General features: G+C 52.9%; 17 protein-coding genes and 1 pseudogene. 11 read left to right on the top strand and 7 right to left on the bottom strand.

Annotation, left to right across the window (positions count from 1 at the left end):
- Window positions 1-141 precede the first annotated feature (141 nt).
- Window positions 142-1,761, bottom strand: a complete 1,620-nt coding sequence (locus BM114_RS06730; protein WP_092111709.1) for an L-lactate permease — start codon at window positions 1,759-1,761, stop codon at window positions 142-144.
- A 57-nt stretch (window positions 1,762-1,818) separates the two neighbouring features.
- Window positions 1,819-2,169, bottom strand: a complete 351-nt coding sequence (locus BM114_RS06735) for an MGMT family protein (protein WP_092111711.1) — start codon at window positions 2,167-2,169, stop codon at window positions 1,819-1,821.
- A 95-nt stretch (window positions 2,170-2,264) separates the two neighbouring features.
- Between BM114_RS06735 and BM114_RS06740 the strand changes: the two genes are divergently transcribed.
- Window positions 2,265-3,509 carry a uracil-xanthine permease family protein gene (locus BM114_RS06740; RefSeq protein WP_092111712.1) on the top strand — a complete coding sequence of 415 codons (1,245 nt, stop codon included), beginning with the start codon at window positions 2,265-2,267 and terminating at the stop codon, window positions 3,507-3,509.
- Between the two features lie 22 nt (window positions 3,510-3,531).
- A complete protein-coding gene (locus BM114_RS06745) occupies window positions 3,532-3,897 on the top strand; it encodes a hypothetical protein (RefSeq protein ID WP_092111715.1) in 366 nt (121 codons plus the stop codon).
- 190 nt (window positions 3,898-4,087) lie between these two features.
- Here the strand turns inward: BM114_RS06745 and hemW are convergent, their stop codons facing one another.
- A complete protein-coding gene (gene hemW / locus BM114_RS06750) occupies window positions 4,088-5,203 on the bottom strand; it encodes a radical SAM family heme chaperone HemW (protein ID WP_092111717.1) in 1,116 nt (371 codons plus the stop codon).
- Between the two features lie 265 nt (window positions 5,204-5,468).
- On the opposite strand from hemW, the gene BM114_RS06755 reads away from it, so the two are divergent.
- A complete protein-coding gene (locus BM114_RS06755) occupies window positions 5,469-7,631 on the top strand; it encodes an elongation factor G (protein ID WP_092111719.1) in 2,163 nt (720 codons plus the stop codon).
- A 166-nt stretch (window positions 7,632-7,797) separates the two neighbouring features.
- Here the strand turns inward: BM114_RS06755 and BM114_RS06760 are convergent, their stop codons facing one another.
- Window positions 7,798-9,531 (bottom strand): glycoside hydrolase family 20 protein, encoded by a 1,734-nt coding sequence (locus tag BM114_RS06760; RefSeq protein ID WP_092111721.1) that lies wholly within the window; start codon window positions 9,529-9,531, stop codon window positions 7,798-7,800.
- Between the two features lie 227 nt (window positions 9,532-9,758).
- Here BM114_RS06760 and BM114_RS06765 point away from each other — a divergent pair, with 227 nt between their 5' ends.
- Window positions 9,759-11,321 carry a sensor histidine kinase gene (locus tag BM114_RS06765; RefSeq protein ID WP_092111723.1) on the top strand — a complete coding sequence of 521 codons (1,563 nt, stop codon included), beginning with the start codon at window positions 9,759-9,761 and terminating at the stop codon, window positions 11,319-11,321.
- A gap of 35 nt (window positions 11,322-11,356) precedes the next feature.
- Window positions 11,357-12,055, top strand: a complete 699-nt coding sequence (locus BM114_RS06770) for a response regulator transcription factor RprY (RefSeq protein WP_092111725.1) — start codon at window positions 11,357-11,359, stop codon at window positions 12,053-12,055.
- 113 nt (window positions 12,056-12,168) lie between these two features.
- Here the strand turns inward: BM114_RS06770 and BM114_RS14345 are convergent, their stop codons facing one another.
- The 3 genes from BM114_RS14345 to BM114_RS06780 all read right to left on the bottom strand — a co-directional run bounded on the left by BM114_RS14345 (window position 12,169) and on the right by BM114_RS06780 (window position 14,868).
- On the bottom strand, window positions 12,169-12,324 hold the full coding sequence (locus BM114_RS14345; protein WP_177207066.1) for a hypothetical protein: 156 nt from the start codon (window positions 12,322-12,324) through the stop codon (window positions 12,169-12,171).
- Between the two features lie 15 nt (window positions 12,325-12,339).
- Window positions 12,340-14,238 carry a hypothetical protein gene (locus tag BM114_RS06775; RefSeq protein WP_143089271.1) on the bottom strand — a complete coding sequence of 633 codons (1,899 nt, stop codon included), beginning with the start codon at window positions 14,236-14,238 and terminating at the stop codon, window positions 12,340-12,342.
- A 414-nt stretch (window positions 14,239-14,652) separates the two neighbouring features.
- Window positions 14,653-14,868, bottom strand: coding sequence for a hypothetical protein (locus BM114_RS06780; RefSeq protein WP_143089272.1), 216 nt, complete (start codon window positions 14,866-14,868; stop codon window positions 14,653-14,655).
- Between the two features lie 104 nt (window positions 14,869-14,972).
- Here BM114_RS06780 and rpsF point away from each other — a divergent pair, with 104 nt between their 5' ends.
- The 6 genes and pseudogenes from rpsF (at window position 14,973) to BM114_RS06810 (ending at window position 20,625) form a co-directional block, all read left to right on the top strand.
- The gene (gene rpsF, locus BM114_RS06785; protein WP_092111731.1) at window positions 14,973-15,317 is read left to right on the top strand and encodes a 30S ribosomal protein S6; all 345 of its coding nucleotides are present in this window, start codon (window positions 14,973-14,975) and stop codon (window positions 15,315-15,317) included.
- 3 nt (window positions 15,318-15,320) lie between these two features.
- Window positions 15,321-15,593, top strand: a complete 273-nt coding sequence (rpsR, locus tag BM114_RS06790; protein ID WP_092111733.1) for a 30S ribosomal protein S18 — start codon at window positions 15,321-15,323, stop codon at window positions 15,591-15,593.
- A gap of 18 nt (window positions 15,594-15,611) precedes the next feature.
- Entirely contained in the window at window positions 15,612-16,160 is a 549-nt protein-coding gene (gene rplI, locus BM114_RS06795; RefSeq protein ID WP_092111735.1) for a 50S ribosomal protein L9, read from the top strand.
- Between the two features lie 130 nt (window positions 16,161-16,290).
- Window positions 16,291-17,484 (top strand): hypothetical protein, encoded by a 1,194-nt coding sequence (locus BM114_RS06800; protein ID WP_143089273.1) that lies wholly within the window; start codon window positions 16,291-16,293, stop codon window positions 17,482-17,484.
- An 81-nt stretch (window positions 17,485-17,565) separates the two neighbouring features.
- Window positions 17,566-18,453, top strand: coding sequence for an ACP S-malonyltransferase (fabD, locus tag BM114_RS06805; RefSeq protein WP_092111739.1), 888 nt, complete (start codon window positions 17,566-17,568; stop codon window positions 18,451-18,453).
- A 40-nt stretch (window positions 18,454-18,493) separates the two neighbouring features.
- Window positions 18,494-20,625: pseudogene (locus tag BM114_RS06810) on the top strand (alpha-amylase family glycosyl hydrolase).
- The last annotated feature ends 22 nt before the right edge of the window (window positions 20,626-20,647 follow it).

Genomic DNA, 20,647 nt, shown 5'->3' on the forward strand with positions numbered 1-20,647 from the left:
TGTTTGCAAAGGTACGAAAAATTAGAGGAACGCTCTTCTTCCATCCGGGATTTTTGTTTTCAGAGAACAGAACACTCTTGGGGTCTGCCCGTTAATAGGTCGACCCCAAGGTGAGACTGCTTTTAGGAATATCTTGGGTTGCTATAGTCCGAAGTAAACCATCAGCCCGCTGATGATGATATAGGCAATGGCGTAGGGCAGAGCTTTCTTGATGATCTCCCCGTCCTGGCCCTGCATGTTGCAGGAAGCCGTTGCGATGGCAATGCTCTGCGGACTGATAATCTTGCCGCCGGTGGCTCCCGTGGTGTTTCCGGCTGCCAGCCAGTTGGTCTCATTGCCGCTGAAGCCGAAGAAAGAGGACGGGTGGGTCAGTCCCAGCTGGCCGGCCACATTGGCCTGCAGCTTGGCAAAGAGAATGTTGGAAGAGGTGTCCGAGCCCGTAACGAAGGTGCCGATGCCGCCGATGAGAGGCGCAAAGAGTGGATAGAGACTTCCCGTGAGGGCCACGAGGCTGACGGCGATAGCCGATATCATGCCCGAGTAGTTCATCACCGAAGACATGGCGATGAGACACACAATCGTGATGACGGTATACCGGAGGTTGACCAGTGTGCGGGCGAGAATCAGCATCAGCTTGCGGAACGAGACGCCTTGGATGAGGCCTCCGACCGTTGCGCCGAGAAAGAGCATCAGACCGGCGTTGCTGATCCAGCCGAACTTGAAGGTAGAGCCGATGACAGGCAGGTCGACGGCCGTTACCAGATGGCTCTTGAGGAAACCGTTGACGGACGGACAGAGAGCCCCGGAAATCAGAATGAAAGCAAGGATGAAGATGTAGACGCTCCATGCTTTGAAGGTCTCGGCGAATGTGAACCGGGTGCTTCCTGAGACTTCTACTTCGATGGTCTGGCCGTCCGGCGTGGCGGCGGCAGCTTTCTTTCGGATGAAAACTTTCGCATAGACCACGATGGCTGCGATGGCTGCGATGGAGCCGAGGATGGCCGGTGTCTCAGCCCCGAGGAAGTGGGCGCAGGCATACTGCACCACGAGCGAGACGCAGCCCGTCCACAGGGTGAGCGTGATATTCTTCACGAGGGCCTTCCTTTCGGTAAGCATCAGGATGACGAAAGGTATCAGGAAGAACAGGGGAGAGAGCTGCACGACGGTAAGGCCGGCTATCTCGCAGATCATGTCGGCGGGTGCCGCGCCGCCGGGAGATATCTCGTTGCATAGGGTGGTAACGGGAATGCCCACGGCGCCGAACGCCACCGGCACGCTGTTGGCGAGCAGGGCCACCAGTGCAGAGAACATCGGCTTGAACCCGAGGCCGATGAGGATGGCCGCGGGAATGGCTACCGCCGTGCCGAAACCTGCCATTCCTTCGAGCAGTCCGCCGAATCCCCATACGAGAATGAGCACGATAATGCCTCTGTCCTCGCTGATGGAGGTAAACTGTTTCTTGATGGTTTCAATCTGCTGGTCTTCCACCAGGATGTTATAACTGTAGATAGCCATGAGGATAACTATGAGAATTGGGAAGACAGCCTTCAGCACGCCCTCCACCACAGCCCACCATGTAATCCCCGCGATGCTTACCCCCTGTAGGGGCGCGGGGAGCATGCCGAGGGCAGGGGCAGCGAAGAGAGCCAGCAGGATGGTAACGATGAGCGTGATCAGGGCACTCTTATATCCGGGCATTTTAAAGCCGAGCATGAGTGCGAACAGCAGCAGGATGGGGATGATGGATACTAATGCAGGCATAATATTCTTGTTTTTAGAGGGTTTGCCGAATCTTTCTTCAGAAATGACGGATTGACTCTAAGACCTCGTGGGTGGACCGGAAATATCCAGAGCTTCTGTCTCCATGAACTTCCACTGCGATGCCTTGAGGTCTACATGTCCGTTGGGGCGGAATGCCACGCCTTCTTGTTCGAGGAGTGCTCGCTGCCCGCTCCATCCTGGTACGAGGCGTCCGCTGGCATTCACAACCCTGTGGCAGGGCAGACGGAGCTCTCGCGGCACGCCGTGCAGCAGATGGCCCACGAGGCGGGAGTTCTGTGGGCGGCCTGTCAGGAACGCTATCTGGCCGTAGGTAATCACCTTTCCCCGCGGGATGGCGGCTACTACATGGTAGACTTCCTGTCGTAATTCTTCGGTTGGCGTATTCATTCTGACGGCAAATATAGCTTTTTTATTTTAAAAAGATAATTTTTACGGGAATTGTTTCCTGCTTTCTCTTATTTTTCTTAATTTTGTCTCCAATTATGAAGAATATCACCTTAACGCCAATGAGGAAGGGAATCGTGGGAGTGCAATTCCTCTTCGTCGCTTTCGGAGCAACCGTCCTCGTGCCGCTGCTCGTGGGACTCAGTCCCGCCACTGCCTTGTTTACGGCCGGTTTAGGTACTTTCATCTTTCATCTCGTAACGAAAGGGAAGGTGCCTATTTTTTTGGGTTCCAGTTTCGCGTTCATCGCCCCCATCATTGCTGCCTCCCAGCAATGGGGCATGCCGGGCACGCTTGCAGGCATAGCCGGGGTGGCTCTGGTTTACTTCGTCATGAGCGCCCTCATCCGCTGGCAGGGGCAGAAGCTGCTCGACAGGCTGTTTCCCCCGGTAGTCATCGGTCCCGTCATCATCCTCATCGGACTGACGCTCTCGGGCTCGGCAGTAAATATGGCCAAGGAGAACTGGATTCTCGCCTTCGTCTCGCTGCTGACGGCCATCCTCGTGCTCACCTTTGCCCGGGGGCTTCTGAAGCTCGTGCCCGTGGTGTGTGGACTGGTGGTGGGCTACATCGTGGCCCTCTGCATGGGCGTGGTAGACCTGAGCGGTGTGGCCGCTGCACCGTGGTTTGCCCTGCCGCCGTCGATAGTCCACTTCCAGATACCCCAGTTTGCGTGGGAGCCTTTCCTGTATATGATTCCCGTGGCGATAGCCCCCGTCATCGAGCACATCGGCGATGTGTATGTCGTGGGAGCGGTTGCGCAGAAGAATTTCGTGAAGGATCCCGGACTTCACCGCACGATGCTGGGCGACGGGCTGGCGTGCCTGGCGGCATCATTCCTCGGTGGCCCTCCGGTAACCACCTACAGCGAGGTAACGGGGGCGATGTCGATTACGAAGGTAACCCATCCTCAGGTCATTCGCATCGCTGCCCTTACGGCCATCGTCTTCTCGGTCATAGGCAAGCTGTCGGCTTTCCTGCAGTCGATTCCGAGCGCCGTGCTCGGAGGCATCATGCTCCTGCTCTTCGGAACGATAGCCAATGTGGGCATACAGGACCTCGTGCAGAACAAGGTGAACCTGAATGTAACCCGCAACACTATCATCATCTCCGTTACCCTGACGCTCGGCATCGGCGGAGCCGTCTTGAACTTCGGCAACTTCTCGCTGGGCGGCATCGGACTGAGCGCCGTGGTCAGCGTGCTGCTCAACCTGCTGTTGCCGCACGACAGGGAAGAGGAGTCTCACCCTGACATGATCGAGGGAAAGAATGTGGAATCATAACCCTGTAGACGAGCATTGAACGATGGAATTCAAGGACAGGGATAAGTTTTCAGACTTCGAGGAGTATTGGCGGGCCAACAAGAGCCGGCTCATGCTCGACGCGCCGCAGCACCTGAAGACGGAGCGCATCAACAGCGGCAAGTTCAATACGGCAGGCGACTGGCTCCTGGCACCGCTTCCCCTCGTGGTAATGATATTGTTCATGCAGACGGGGTGGATAGCCAACGAGCTGCTCAACCTCGTCGTGGCCATTGCGATAGGCGTGGTGCTCTATGTGCTCGGCGAGATGGCGAAGCCTTATGTAACGGGCAAACGCTCGGTAACCGACATCGACCGCGACATCAAGGAGTATTTCCGCCGGGAGTGGGAGGCCGGCGGGGCCTCGTGAACGAGACGGGAAAGGCTGCCCCGAGAAGGGCGGCCTTTTTGCTTTTCTTTGATTCCTTATAAAACTGTTTGCGGTCAGCCCATTAACAAAATCGCCGATTTTATGCGACAAACTCGCCGATTTTGTCGGACAATGTCGCCGATTTTGTCGACCTGCAAGCGGCTTCCTGCCATCCGGTTGGCGGCAGGACTTACCACATCAGCTCGCTCATGATGCTGTCGCTGATGTAGAGCCCGGCCCTCGTGAGGTGCAGGCGTGAGCCGTCCAGACCGAGCAGACCTCCGTCGACAAACCGCTTCGACCGCTCTAAAAGATATTCTTTATATTTAGGTTTTAATGTGTTGATGTCCAAGCCTTCACGCATTCGCATTGAAGTGGTTATCAAATCGTCATACTGCGTGTCCTCATCCATCGTCTCGGAGTCTGACGGGCGTTCTCCCCGTTCTATCGAGGCGATGTATCGGCGGATGTCGGCCACATTCCAGCTCCTCGTGTCGCTGCCGTTGAAAGAGTGGGCTGCAGCCCCAATGCCGACATACGGCACCTGACGCCAATACGAGCTGTTGTGGCGCGAACGGAAGCCGGGGCGGGCGAAGTTGCTGATTTCATATTGCTCGAATCCTGCCTCTCCGAGCCTCCGGATGAGGGTGTCGTACATTTGCAGCGACAGTTCCTCGTCTATTTCCTCTATCTTCCCCTGCTCGCGAAGGCGGTAGAGCGGCGTGCCCTCCTCGTACATCAGCGAGTAGGCCGAGATGTGGTCTACGCCTAATCGGAGAATCTCGTCGAGGTCGTGGTTGAGGTCGGCGAGCGTCTCCTGCGGGAAGCCGAACATCAGGTCAACGCTGATGTTGCCGATGCCCATGTCGCGCAGCCTCTGCACGGCCGTCCTCACCTGGCGCGAGGTGTGCCTCCTGCGCAGGAATCGGAGCCTCTCGTCGGAGAAGGTCTGCGCCCCCATGCTCACCCGATTTACCAGTTCTGGCAGGCGGAAGTCGTCTTTGCAGATATCGTCGGGGTTGCACTCCATGGTGATTTCCATGTTCCTGGTGTCTCGGCCTTTGAGGAACACCTTATTAATATATAGGAACACCCTGTCGAGTTCCGCCTTGAAGAGTATGCTCGGCGTGCCTCCACCCAAGTAAACGGTCTCTATCGGCTCCGGACACTCATCCTTGCGCAACTCCATTTCCTTGCATATCGCCTCCACATACCTCTCTTGCAGCGAAGAGAGGGTGGTGCTGTAGAACCCGCAATAGACGCATCGCGACTCGCAAAATGGAATATGGATATAGAGGCCGGCCATCTTTTTCCTGCAAAAATACTAATTACTATTAAAAGATAGGCGATTTTCCGTAATTTTCTTTGGTGCTTTCTTCAAAAATGCCTATCTTTAACGGCAGAAAAAAAGACAGGGAAGTTCAGCGAAGCCATGGAGCCGCAGGATGGAAGTCGTGCGCCTCAAAACCTTAAAACCATCTTCCTGCTTTTTACGGGGACTTGCAAGCCAAGGCCGGAGAGTCCCTTTGTCGTGATTATAGATATAATACTAATAACTTAAATCTTTTGATATGAGAGTATATCAGACAAACGAGATCAAGAACATTGCCTTGCTTGGCAGTGCGGGTAGCGGCAAGACCACTCTTGCCGAAAGTATGTTGTATGAAGCCGGCATCATCAAACGCCGCGGTAGCGTAGCAGCAAAGAACACAGTGAGCGACTACTTCCCAGTGGAACTTGAGTATGGCTATTCGGTCTTCCCGACCGTATTCCATGTGGAGTGGAACAGCAAGAAGCTCAATATTATAGATTGTCCGGGAGCTGACGATTTCGTCGGCGGTGCCATCACTTCCATGAATGTTACCGACCAGGCAGTCATCGTCATCAACGGCCAGTACGGCCCCGAGGTGGGCACGCAGAACTGTTTCCGCTATACGGAAAAGCTGAAGAAGCCCGTCATCTTCCTTGTCAACCAGTTGGATTCGGACAAGTGCGACTTCGACAACCTCATGAATACCATGCGGGAAATCTACGGGCCGAAGTGTGTGCAGATACAGTATCCCGTGCAGACGGGTCCTGATTTCCATGAAATCATCGATGTGCTCATTATGAAGAAGCTCTCCTGGACTGCCGAGGGCGGTGCCCCGAAGCGGGAGGACATTCCCGCCGAGGAGATGGACAGGGCCATGGAGCTCCATAAGGCGCTCGTGGAGGCCGCTGCCGAGAACGACGAGGCGCTGATGGAGAAGTTCTTCGAGAGCGAGACGCTGACCGAGGATGAGATGCGCGAGGGCATCCGCAAGGGTCTGATTACGCGCAGCATCTTCCCCGTATTCTGCGTCTGCGGGCAGAAGGATATGGGTGTCCAGCGCCTTATGGAGTTCCTCGGCAATGTGGTGCCCTTCGTCAGCGAGATGCCGAAAGTGCACAACACACGCGGCGAGGAGGTTGCCCCCGACAGCAACGGACCCGAGAGTCTGTATTTCTTCAAGACAGGTATGGAACCCCACATCGGTGAGGTCTCTTACTTCAAAGTGATGAGCGGGACGGTGAAGCCGGGGGATGACCTGGCCAATGCCGACCGTGGCAGCAAGGAGCGCATGGGGCAGATCTATGCCAGCGCGGGAGCCAACCGCATTCCGGTAGACCAGCTCAATGCCGGCGACATAGGCTGCACGGTGAAGCTGAAGGATGTGAAGACCGGCAATACGCTCAATGCCAAGGAGGTGGAGCAGCGCTTCGACTTTATCAAATACCCCAACAGCAAGTATTCCCGCGCCGTCAAGGCGGTCAACGCAGCCGATACGGAAAAGATGATGGCAGCCCTCCTGAAGATGCGCCAGGAAGATCCCACATGGGTGATCGAGCAGTCTAAGGAGCTCCGACAGACCATCGTCCATGGACAGGGAGAGTTCCATCTGCGCACCCTGAAATGGCGCATGGAGAACAACGAGAAGATTGCCGTGCAGTTCGATGAGCCGAAGATTCCCTATCGTGAGACCATTACGAAGAAGGCTAAAGCTGAATACCGCCACAAGAAGCAGTCGGGCGGAGCAGGCCAGTTCGGTGAGGTTCACCTCATCGTGGAGCCTTACGCCGAGGGCATGCCGGACCCGGTGAGCTACACATTCAATGGTCAGGAGTTCAAGATGAACATCAAGAGCAAGGAGGAAGTGGACCTCGCATGGGGCGGAAAGCTCGTCTTCCTCAACTCTGTTGTCGGCGGGGCCATTGACCTCCGCTTTATGCCGGCCATCCTGAAAGGTGTCATGGACTGCATGGAGCGCGGTCCGCTGACGGGCTCCTATGCCCGGGATGTGCGCGTGGTGGTCTACGATGGCAAGATGCACCCTGTGGATTCCAACGAGCTTTCGTTCACGCTGGCTGCCCGCCATGCGTTCTCCGATGCGTTCAAGAACGCCGGCCCTAAGATTCTGGAGCCCATCTACGACCTGGAAGTCTTTGTTCCGTCTGACTACATGGGCGATGTGATGAGCGACCTGCAGGGACGCCGTGCACTCATCATGGGCATGGACAGCGAGGCTGGATACCAGAAGCTGCAGGCCAAAATCCCCTTGAAGGAACTCGCCAACTACTCAATCTCGCTGAGTTCACTTACCGGAGGCCGTGCAAGCTTTACCACGAAGTTCTCTTCTTACGAACTTGTGCCCAACGAAATCCAGTCTAAGCTGATTGCAGACCATGAGGCTGAACAGGCTAACGAGGACGAATAATACTATTATTTTCAAATAACCAAAGTACTTTTATCTCTCCGGGAAGCAGTGATTGCTTTTCGGAGATTTTTCTTTCTGCGACCTGAGGGGGTAGAAAAACAGAGCGCGCATCCGCCGATATGCAGACGCGCGCCCTGCCGAATGCGCCCGGAGGATGAGGGGATGGCTATCTCACGATGGCCTCGTCGGTAAACACCCAGGCTCCTTCGCCTTGGCTCTTGGCTTGTATGCGTATGTAGCGTGCCTTCTGCGGGCGGCCTTGATAGCCGAGGCTGACGAAGTCGAGATAGCGCTTCGTTATCTTTTCCTGATGCGAACGGTGAATCTGACTGAAGTGGCTGCCATCGTCGGACACGGAGATTACCAGCTCTTCCGGGAGGAATATCCAGGGGGCGGCATTCTGGATGAAGTCCATCCTTACGCTCTCAAACGACCGCTCTTCTCCCAGGTCGAGGGTGATGTCCATGCAATAGCCGTCGCCGCCGATGAAGCCTTGCCATCTGCGGTCGGTATGGGACCATCCTCCCCGCAGTCCGTCGGTCAGTGTGGCGGTGCCTTGTGCCTCGTAGTCGGGACTGTAAGGACGGTTGTAGGTTACCTTGGCTGCCTTGGCAAGGTGGCTGACGGGCAGCAGGCTTTCGGGGCGGTCGCCCTTCTCCCTGGAGAGATCGAAGGCGTTTACTCCTTCAGCCCTCAGTCTGTCCACTTCCTTCAGGGCGTATTCGCGAAACTCTTTATAGGGCTTCGGCTTGCTGTCCATCCCTATCCTGGCAATGGCCAGGAGGCGAGGATAGATGGCATACTCCGCGTCCCGGGGCGTCTTGATGTGCTCCGTCCACATGGCCGCCTCAAGTCCGAGGACATGGGAGGCCTCTTTCGCCGTGAGTCCCTGTGTGGGTCGGAAGCTGTACACCTGCTTCAGCGGCAGGTAGTTGGTATGTTCCGACACGCGCAGCTCGGGCACTTCCTGCGAGTCGTTGATGTAGCAATAGCGGGTAGGAGCCATGATGACATCAAAGCCTTGCCGGATGGCGAGGCGGGCATACTTGCTGTCGCGCCACACCATGGTGGTTTTCGGGTTGCCTTTGATGACCTTCGGGGCGGGGGAGAGCGTGCAGAGCTCGTCCCAGCCAATGAGTGATCGGCCGTTGGCAGAGAGGAAGGAGTCGATGCGGTCGATAAGCATCGTCTGAAGGCCAGATACCTCTTTTATATGATGCGCGCGCATGTAGGCCTGACAACTCCGGCAATTCTTCCATGCGTTCATCTCTGCCTCGTCGCCCCCGATGTGTATATACTGAGAGGGGAAGATGCTCATCACCTCTTTCAGGACATTCGTCAGGAAGGTGAAGGTTGCCGGATTGGAAGGGCAGAGATCGCTTGAGAGGTTGACTTTCCCCGTGCTTTCGTCGACGCATCCCAGCTTGGGATAGGCGGCGAGCACCTCGTCGGAGTGTCCGGGCATCTCTATCTCCGGGATGATTTCAATGCCTTTATGGGCGGCATACTTCACCAACTGGCGCATTTCCTCTTGCGTATAGTAGCCCCCGTAGGCCCCGGGGGCATCCCTGCGGGTATAGTCTCGTGGGCCGTCGAGCCACCATTTGCCCCAGTCTTCCTCGCTTCTCCATGCCCCAGTCTGCGTCAGTTCGGGGTATTGATGGATTTCCAGACGCCACCCGCCGTTGTCCGTAAGGTGCAGGTGAAGCCTGTTGATGTGATAGCGCGAACAGAGGTCTACCTGCTTTTTCAGGAACTCCACAGGGAAGAAATGTCGCGAGACATCAATCATCAGTCCGCGCCACTGATAGGCGGGGATGGCTTTCTTTCGTGGAACACGCGCCTCCGCCGGCGATGTGGAGAGGCAGAACATCAGACATAAGATGATGAATATTCTCATAGTTTCCTTTTTTTGCAAAGATAAGAATTTAAATCTAAAGGAGAAACTGGCTGCCCGATTTTGTATCGTAGAGGATGGACAGGGGTATGGATTGGAAGCATTGCATTCCGAAGAGATAATGTCTTATTTGCAACTATAATACCAGAAATAGTTAAAGAAGTTGAATTCAAGGCAAATATTTAACATTATTGGCTTTGACATTTAAGATTTTCTTTAACTTTGCGAATATGAAGAAGAGAACGATATGGACAATAGCTGCCATCATGGGGGTATCCTTTATGATGTTGCTTTTCCTTCAGCTCAAGTATATCCAGGAGATGGTGGACATGAAAAAGGAGCAGTTTGACGAGAGTGTCAACCGTTCGCTTTATCAGGCCTCGCGGAACCTGGAGCTCAACGAGACCCTCCAGTATCTTGAGAAAGATGTGAGCGAGACCGAGCGCAGGGCGCATAGCACGGACTCCACGGGCGTGGGGGGCGGTATTCCCGGAGGCTCCCTGCAAACCTCGCACCAATATTCCACGATGGGAAAGGACGGCACCGTGTACTCTTCCTTCGAGTTGAAGACCATCTCCGCGAGCCCTTCCTCAAAGCCGAAGGCGATGATCCTGAAAGACGACAAGGGCTCTATTTCGGAGGCTTCGAAGTCGTTGGGCGAGATCGTGAAGAACCGTTATGTCTATCAGAAGGCCCTTCTCGACGAGGTGGTGCTGAATATTCTCTATTCCGCATCGGACAAAGAACTGCGGGAGCGCATCAACTTCAAGATGCTCGATCAGGATTTGAAGGCGGAATTGATGAACAACGGCATCAACATTCCCTATCATTTCACGGTGAGCACGCAGGACGGGAGAGAGGTGTACCGCTGTCCCGACTACACGGGCGAGGGCGAGGAGTACACCTATAGCCAGCTTCTCTTCCGCAACGACCCGGCTTCCAAGATGGGCGTGGTGCGTGTCCACTTCCCCGAAATGAGCCGCTATATCTACTCTTCGGTGCGCTTCATGATACCAAGTGTCGTGTTCACGCTCATCCTGCTCATCACCTTTATCTTCACCATCGTCATCATCTTCCGGTCGAAACGATACACGGAAATGAAGAACGACTTCGTGAACAACATGACCCATGAGCTCAAGACCCCGATAGCCAGCATATCGCTGGCAGCCCAGATGATGAACGACAAGAGCGTAACGAAGAGCGAGCAGATGATGTCTCATCTATCGGGAGTCATCAACGACGAGACCAAACGCCTGAGATTCCTTGTGGAGAAGGTGCTCCAGATGTCGATGTTCGACCGCAAGAAAGCCGTCTTCAAGAAGAAAGAACTCGACCTGAACGAGATGGTGGAGAACATCGCAAACTCCTTCACCCTCCGCGTGGAGCATACCGGCGGGAAGATATATACCGACATAGAAGCCGTCGACTCCGCAATCTATGTGGATGAGATGCACTTCCAGAATGCCATCTTCAATCTGCTTGACAATGCCGTGAAGTATGGCAAGCCCGACAAGCCGCTCAACATCTATCTGAAGACATGGAATGACACAGAGCATCTCTACCTGTCGATTCGCGACACGGGCATCGGCATTAAGAAAGAGAACCTGAAGAAGGTGTTCGAGAAATTCTATCGCGTTCATACCGGCAATGTGCACGATGTGAAAGGTTTCGGACTGGGATTGGCCTATGTGAGGAGGATTGTGAGCGTGCATGGCGGCGAGATAAAAGTGGAGAGCGAATACGGCAAAGGCACCAAGTTCACCATCAAGTTGCCGGTGATAAGAGAATCATAGATTAAGAAACTACAAACCAATTAAAAATAGAAATTATGGATGAAACTTTGAAAATCTTGCTTTGCGAGGATGATGAGAACCTCGGAATGCTGCTTCGTGAGTACTTGCAGGCTAAAGGCTATCAGGCAACACTCTGCCCTGACGGCGAAGCCGGATACAAGGAGTTCCTGAAAAACAAGTTCGACATCTGCGTGCTTGATGTCATGATGCCCAAGAAGGACGGCTTTACTCTCGCCCAGGAGATTCGCCAGGCCAATGCAGACATGCCTGTCATCTTCCTCACCGCCAAGACTCTGAAGGATGATATACTGGAAGGGTTCAAGATAGGAGCCGACGACTACATCACGAAGCCTTTCTCCATGGAGGAGCTTGTATTGCGTATCGAGGCTATCCTGCGTCGTGTTCACGGCAAAAAGAACAAGGAGTCTACGGTCTACCACATAGGTCGCTTCGTCTTCGACACGCAGAAGCAGTTGCTGACCATCGGCGAGAAGCAGACTAAGTTGACGACCAAGGAGAACGAGCTGCTGGCCTTGCTCTGCTCTCATGCCAACGAGATTCTGGAGCGCAACTTCGCCCTGCGCACCATCTGGGTGGACGACAACTATTTCAACGCCCGCTCCATGGATGTGTATATCACCAAGCTGCGCAAGCATTTGAAGGACGACGAGCAGATAGAAATCATCAATATCCACGGCAAGGGATATAAGCTCATCGTGCCGGAAGAGGCCTGAGAGGCCGGCTACGGCCGCAAAAAGTAATCGGCTGTCCCGTTATCGGGGCAGCCGATTTTCATTTCATGCCCCGGCAAGAGATTCTGCCGAGGTTTTAGTGTGTAGCCGGGATATCAGTCTTTCCAGGCGTTGTTTTCTTCTTCCGGCTCGTCGGTGAAGTTCTCCTTGCCTAACTGGCCGCCGCCTTGACTGTTGGAGATATCCAGCATTAATGTCTCCGTTTCGGAGTCCAAGGTTTTAATCGTTGGTTTGATATATTCTTTCATCATAAATGTTGATTATGTTTATTTCTTGATAACTTTCTTGCCGTTCACGATTACCACGCCTTTATAGTTGTCGTCTACGCGCTGACCTGCGAGGTTATAGACGGCCTCGTTGGCAGTTTTCTCCGTTGCGCCGATTGTGTTGATGCCCGTTGTCTCACCCGAGAAGAGGAAGGTCTTGGCTCCAGAGGTAGCCTCCTTAGGCGCCTTCAGGTATGCCTTATGTGCCCCATTGGTGAAGGCGGAGCCGTCTGCATTGCCCCAGTAGAAGCCTACAGACGCTATATCGCCCGCCTTGTTGGTGGCAAGCCAGTAGAAATAGCTGCCGGCGTCAGCCTCCAGTTGTGTCTCTGTGTCAGTGCCCAGCAGCATGTTGTCAGTGTCAGAGTATCCCTTGTTGGTAGTGCTCAGGAAGTCGTAGTTGCCCGGATTGGCGTTGATGACGACTGCCATGCCTGCGGAGAGGTTCTTGCCTGCTTCGAAAGACCTGCTGTTCTCGAGCTTCCCGCTCACAACTTTATAGGTAGAAGCGGTAGCTCCTTCAGGCACCGTAAGGGCCAGATTGCCGTAATACAAAGTGGAATAGCCCGTTGCGCCCACCGTTACGGGTATGGCCACGCAGAACGGCTTGAGCTCCGGTGTGCCCTTGTAAATATTGTTGAAGCCCGCAATCAGATTATAGGTGTGGCCATCGCCGGCCAGATTCTTGATGGCATCGTTGTTGCCATAGAGCTGAATCTTGTCGGCACCAGAATTGGCATAATACTTAGCGCTTGTTCCTTCACCCTCTACCGTGATGCTAACATCGTTGAGGCGCACCAAGTCTGCCACCTTGTTTAAAGCCATCAGTTCGGCAAATGTTGCGAGGTTGGGATCAAGCGTGGTTGAGGTAGCTGGAGTTACGGTGAGCAAATCCAGATTGGTAGCGTCGTTGTCTTTCACTTCTATGACTCCATAATAATTGTCGTAGTCGCAAATCACGCTACCGTTCAGGGTGCTGTTGAGCGGCAACTCGAGGTTGGTGTTATAGAACAGAACGGCCTTGTCGCCCTCTCTTACATAGACATTCTTTCCGTCTACATATACCACTTTGGCGTTGGTCAGCTTCAAATTAATGAATGCCTGGTCTTCTGTCATGCCGTGCAAGTCGGCAATGGTTTTGTCTGTTGGTTGCTGGAGCGTGAATGTCTTTGATACCACAGCACTCTTGTTCTCGCCAACTTTGGCGAAGGCAACAACGGTATGTGTGGCGTCGAGCGTCAGTTGTGCAACGCCTGTGCCATCTTCGCCCTTGCCGGTATACTCGCCGGGAGTCTCGCTCAGGTCGTCTGCTGCCAGATCAATGCCGTAATAGATGGTGGAGTTCGCCGGGCCCGTAATGGTGATTTGCTGGCTGCCCACAAAGTCTTCGTTGCCCGAAATGCTGGGTGCGTCTACATGGGTTGCATCTTCAGTTCCGAAGGTAACCTCCACCTTCTGGAGTCTCCAATGTCCACTGCCCGAAGGTCTTGAAATGGATACGGAGGAAGCCGACCCGCTCCAAGTTGTAATAGCACCGGGAGTAATGTTTCCAATGTTCACGGTAGCTGTATTTGTAGGTGCATTGCTTGCTCCGGAGAAGGTATAGACAATCTGCGAGATTTTCTCCGTAGAGCCTTCGGCTAATGAAATGACGATGCTGCTGCCGCCGTAGATGCGCACGGCTGTTCCCGTTGTATAGTACTTGGGAGCATTTACACCGCTTCCCTTGTCAAAAGTTACGGTAACGGCACCTGATGCATCCTGTACGGATGTTACATCCTGAGCATTCGCCCATCCTTGAGCCGTAAGGTCGATGGTAACGGTTTTGTCCGCCGCCCACACGCCATGAAACGCTGCGAGGCACAGCATCATGGTTAAAAAGCGTAAATGTTTTAGCATAATGGATATATTTTAGTTGTTTATAAATTCATAATTTCCATCCACAGCAAAGTTACGATAAAAAAACGAATAAACCATGGAAATCTGGATAAAAAACAGGGGATAGCCCTGTTTTTAACTTTTTATTTCATAAAAAGCTATGTCCCCGAACGGCGATAGTAGCCGTTTTGGGAGAAGGGGGAGGCCGTGTTTCGTGGAACCGCCTGTAGCCTTTCGCCGGATTACAAGCCGCTTGTAACATGATTACACACGGCTTGTAATATGATTACACACGGCTTGTAACACGATTACACGCTGCCTGTAACATTTGGGCTGGCGGCCGTCGGCATAAAATCTTGCGGCTGTCAGCCTCGCTGATGGCTGTCAGCCTTGTGGGTCGGAGTCGTGAACCGGGGCGGGGGAGGGCGCCGGAGGCTAATATCCGCCTTGCCCCTTCATGGCCTTGTAAATAAATATTACGCCTGCAAGGATGCTGGCCAGCCCGATGAGGAGCAGGTTGTCCTTGGCGTTTGGAGTAGATATGAAGAGGGAACCAATGAACGAAATCACGCCCAGAACAAGGGCTGCCTGGCCGATTATCTTGCTGTTCCGGGTCAGGAATGCGCCGGTTTTTTGTAATAAAGCTTTCATATCGGCAACAAAAGTACGAAAAAGTTTGGTCATTCCAAAAAAAAACAGTACTTTTGCACCGCATTTTGCAAAAAGTAGTTTTAAACAATTAATTATTAATTAGAATGAATCAATACGAAACCGTTTTCATTTTGACTCCCGTTTTGTCTGATGAACAGATGAAGGAAACGGTCGCTAAATTCAAGAAACTGCTCACCGACAACGGTGCAGAAATCCTGAACGAAGAGGCCTGGGGACTGAAGAAGCTGGCTTATGCCATCGAAAAGAAGACATCGGGCTTCTATTGCCTGTTCGAGTACAAGGGCGAGCCTACTATCGTAGAAACTCTTGAGACAGGCTTCCGCCGCGACGAGAAGGTAATCCGTTACATGACTGTTAAACTTGACAAGTATGCTGCAGCTTATGCTGAGAAGCGTCGTGCCAAGTGGGCTAAAAAACTGGAGGCATAAATTATGGCAGAGCAGAACAAATCAGAAATCCGTTATTTGACAGCTCCTTCGATTGATACGAAGAAGAAAAAGTATTGCCGGTTCAAGAAGAGCGGCATCAAGTATATCGACTATAAGGATCCTGAGTTCCTGAAGAAATTCCTGAACGAGCAGGGCAAAATCCTTCCGCGCCGCATCACCGGGACATCTTTGAAGTACCAGCGCCGCGTGGCACAGGCTGTAAAGCGTGCCCGTCAGATAGCACTGCTTCCTTATGTAGCTGACATGTTGAAGTAATAAAGAGGAGGAGACAGAATGGAAATTATACTGAAGGAAGATATTATCGGACTTGGATATAAGAACGAAATCGTGAGTGTGAAGAGCGGCTATGGCCGTAACTACCTCATCCCGACGGGCAAGGCTGTCATCGCTTCGCCGTCTGCAAGGAAGGTGCTCGCGGAGAACCTGAAGCAGCAGGCTGCCAAGATTGCGGCTGCCAAGGCCGAGGCAGAGAAGAAGGCCGAGGCATTGAAGGATGTGGCTCTCGAGATTGCAGCCAAGGTTGGCGCTACCGGTCAGCTCTACGGCTCGGTGAATACTGCGACCGTAGCCGAGGAACTTGCCAAGAAGGGCATCGAGGTAGACCGCAAGATCATCACCATGCACGACGCTAAGCGCATAGGAGACTACGAGGCTGTCGTTCACTTCTACAAGGATGTAGAGGTCAAGATACCTGTAAAGGTGGTTGCGGAGGATGCTCCCGTGGCTGCCCCGGCAGTAGAGGCTGCTCCCGCAGAAGCTCCTGTGGAGGCTTCCGTGGCAGAAGAGCCCGTAGCCGAAGATGAGGCTCCTGCAGCTGAGTAATCAGCATTAAGTGAGAATATATTTTCGCGCTGTAAAGCAAATCTATATTAAATCCCGGTTGCCGAGGTGGTAATCGGGATTTTTTTTCGTATCTTTGCAATGGATTAAAATCTAATCAATGTTGAACAATATGATGAGTTTTAGAGGTATCCTGCTGTGTCTGTCAGTACTCATGAGCATGCATGTCATCGCCCAAGTGAATCCTAAGGATGGCTATATCATTACCAATGAAGGCGACACCATAAGGGGAATCGTGGATTATCGATCGGATATCCGAAATGCTGGGATATGCTCTTTTAAGGCTTCTGGCAGTGAACAATACAAAGATTATCTTCCCGGGGAGATACAGGAATTCCGTCTGAGTGATAATGGAGTGTATTATGTATCACGCTCCTTTCCCGTGGAGGGAAAAGAAAAGACATTCTTTGCGGAATATCTGATAAAGGGAACCGTGAGTCTCTATCATCATAAAGAAGGATTGAAGGACTATTATTATATCGTGGATGCCAACGGGAGAGTGGCTGAAATTAGAGGATTAGAGAGATATTATTTAAATCAAGATGATAAGAAAGCCGTCATTAAGCAGAATATGGCCTCTATAATTGGCGTGTTCAACAAGACTCCTGAGATTGTTTCTAAACTGAATCATTCTCGTTTTAAGAGTTCGGAGATAAGTAAGATAATAAAAGACTATAATTTGAAATACTGCGTTGATGGAGGAGAATGCGTGGTATTTGAATATGACCGGCAAGAAGCAGCCAGCGAAAAAGTGAGGTTCAAGGTGCAGGCAGGGATTGATTTCTCCAGCCTTACGCTGGGCTCAGACTATGTGGAAGACTTTCGTATGCATAGTGTGATTCCTGTGGTGGGCGCAGGCTTGGAGTTCTGGTTCTCAAGAACAAGCCATAAACTTTGTGGTGAGGCTTTCCTTAACTTCTCAAGTTTCTCTAAGTCTTTTGCGTATGATGCCGTTAACGAGTATGGAACAGAACGGGTGCCTAATGCATCTTTGAGGTTTTCCAACTTGGAAGAACAGGTTGGCATAGCCTATCATCCCTCGCGTGAAGCGAAGCTTTCTCCAGTTGTCAGGTGCGGCTTGAGCGTCAATGAGCGTTTCTCTTCCAAGCCGGAAAATCTGGATTATTATAGCGTAGGAGCCTCAACAGGCATGGACTTTGATCTCGGATACTATGCCGGAGCGGGTTTGGAAATGCCAATAGGCAAGCATTTCATGGAACTTTCCGTCCGCTATACGCTAAAAAAATATTCCCGTGCCCAGATGACCTATAACGGCTTGGGCATGTATTGTTCGTTTATATTTTAGTGGCTGATTAATTCCATAATCATGCTTCTTTTTTAAATAAATTGCTTATCTTTGCATAATAAAACCAAGAAAGATAAGAAAATGAAAGCATTTGTATTCCCTGGACAGGGTTCGCAGTTCGTAGGCATGGGCAAAGACCTCTACGAGACAAGTCCTTTGGCAAAGGAATTATTTGACAAGGCCGACGATATTCTCGGCTTCAAGATTACGGAAATCATGTTTGCCGGCACCGACGATCAGCTCAAGGAGACTAAGGTTACGCAGCCGGCGGTGTTCCTCCACAGCGTTATCTCCGCGCTCTGCATGGGCGAGGCTTTCAAGCCTTCTATGGTTGCAGGTCATTCGCTGGGCGAGTTTTCCGCCCTCGTTGCCAGCGGCGCGCTGAGCTTTGAAGACGGTTTGCGGCTCGTCGCCGCCCGTGCCAACGCCATGCAGAAGGCCTGCGAGGCTAACCCCGGGACGATGGCCGCCATCATCGGCCTGTCTGACGAGAAGGTCGAGGAGATATGCAAAGAGGTGAGTGTAGGGGGCAAAGTTGTCATCCCCGCTAATTATAACTGTCCTGGTCAGCTTGTTATTTCGGGCGATGTAGAGGCTGTCAACGCCGCTTGCGAGAAGCTGAAGGAGGCTGGCGCGAAGCGTGCGCTGCCCCTGAAGGTGGGCGGAGCTTTCCATTCCCCGTTGATGCAGCCGGCTCAGGAAGAACTTCAGGAAGCCATTGAGAAGACCAGCTTCAACACTCCGAAGTGCCCGGTATACCAGAATGTGGATGCCAAGCCCCACACCAATCCGGCAGAAATCAAGCAAAACCTCATTGCCCAGTTGACAAGCAGCGTGCGTTGGACGGCCAGCGTGCAGCATATGATTGCCGACGGAGCCGACGACTTCACTGAGTGCGGCCCCGGCAAGGCACTGCAGGGCATGATAGGGCGCATCGACAAGAATGTTGCCGCCCATGGTATAGACTAAACGGAAAGAGGGCTTCGGCCCTCTCCTTTGTTGCTCCTCCATGAAAAAAATCATCATCTATCAGGTTTTTACGCGCCTTTTCGGCAACCGTAACCTCACGCGCAAACCGTGGGGGACGATTGTAGAGAACGGTAGCGGCAAGTTTGCCGACATCGACGAGCCCGTGCTCGGGCAGATAAAGCGGCTCGGAGCTACCGCCGTGTGGTATACCGGCATTATCCGCCATGCCTCCCAAACGGATTATTCCGCCTTCGGAATACCCGCCCAGCATGCGGAGATCGTGAAGGGAAAGGCGGGCTCACCCTATGCCGTTACCGACTATTATGATGTTGATCCCGACCTGGCCGAGGATGTTTCCCGCCGCATGGAGGAGTGGGAAGCCCTGATAGAGCGCACTCACCACGCCGGGCTTGCTGTTATTATGGACTTCGTTCCCAATCATGTGGCGCGCGAATATCGTTCCGTTTGCCGGCCGGAAGGCGTGCGCGATCTCGGCGAAGACGATGATGTGAGCAAGCATTTCTCGCCCGCGAATAACTTTTATTATTGCTGGGGGCAGCCTCTTGATCTCTCGGAAGTAGTCTCCGGGCAGCCTGTTTCCTATCGGGAACAGCCCGCCAAGGCTACGGGTAACGACCGCTTTGATGCCCGTCCGGGTCAAAACGACTGGTATGAGACCGTAAAACTCAACTACGGAGTTGACTATTGTGATGCGGGAGGTCGCTCGGAGCACTTTGATCCGATACCGGACACCTGGTTGAAAATGACGGAAATCCTGCTTTTCTGGGCTTCGAAGGGAGTAGACGGATTTCGCTGCGACATGGCAGAGATGGTTCCACCGCAGTTCTGGCGCTATGCCACGGCGAGGGTGAAGGAACTCTATCCTGACATGAAGTTTATTGGCGAGGTTTACAATCCCGGCCTTTACACAACCTATCTCTCGGCCGGATTCGACTATCTCTATGACAAAGTGGGAATGTATGACTGCCTGCGCGATGTGGTCTGCGGGCGTCGGCCAGCCTCGGCCATCACCCGGCAATGGCAGCAGACCGACGAAATCGGCAGCCATATGCTCTATTTCCTGGAGAACCACGATGAGCAACGCATCGCTTCCGATTTCTTCTGCGGCAATGCGAGGGCAGCCGTCCCCGCCCATATCGTGGCGTGCCTGCTCGGCAGAAACCCCTATATGCTCTACGCCGGACAGGAGTTTGGCGAGCGGGGCATGGATGCCGAGGGCTTCTCCGGCATAGACGGGCGAACCAGCATCTTTGATTATTGGGCCCTGGACACCATTCAAAGGGGCTATTTCAATGCCGGCAAACTTACTGGCGATGAGTTGGAATTGCGCAAAATCTATCAGAAGGTGATGCGGATGGCCGTTTCGGAGAGCGTGTTTACTGACGGCGAGATGTTCGACCTGATGTATGTAAACCCGCAACTTGCCGACCGCCAGTATGCCTTTCTCCGCAAAGCGGGCAACAAACTGGCGCTCGTCGTGGTGAATTTCTCGGCCTCGGAGGTCAGCGCGGAGGTCAGAATACCCCGCCATGCCTTTGATTTCCTGAAGATAAAGGAAACGAATACCGCTGTGGTAAACCTCCTCACAAAGGAGGAAGCAGAACTTGAACTCAAGGCGGATAAGCCACTGAATATCAGAATTCCAGCCTATGGAGGTATTATCTATAAAATACAGCTGTCATGAACGACGACTTTATCTTGAACGAGCATCACAAGGATGAGTTTCCTCCGGCGCATACGGCGGAGCATCTGCTTAACCAACTGATGACAAGAATGTTCGGATGTGAGCGCAGCAGGAATGCTCATATCGAACGAAAGAAGAGTAAAATCAGCTATATTCTCGACCATAAGCCCTCCCGGCAGGAAGAGCACGAGATAGAGCGGAGGATGAACGAGCTGATAGAGGAAGACATGCCGGTAAGCTTCGAGTTCGTAGACCGCGACCATCTTCCCGCAGAGGTGAAACTGGACAGGCTTCCCGACGCCGCCTCAGAGACGCTGCGCCTGGTGAGGATAGGCGACTATGATGTATGTCCCTGCATCGGAAAGCATGTGCGCAGCACCTCGCAGATTGGCCGGTTTGAAATGCTCGGCACAAACTGGGATGAGCAGGAGCACAGCTTCCGGATAAGATTTAAAGTGATACAGTAAATAAAACCAATAAACTCAACTT

Origin of the sequence: Prevotella sp. KH2C16, assembly GCF_900113305.1 — a bacterium.
Classification (GTDB): Bacteria; Bacteroidota; Bacteroidia; order Bacteroidales; family Bacteroidaceae; genus Prevotella.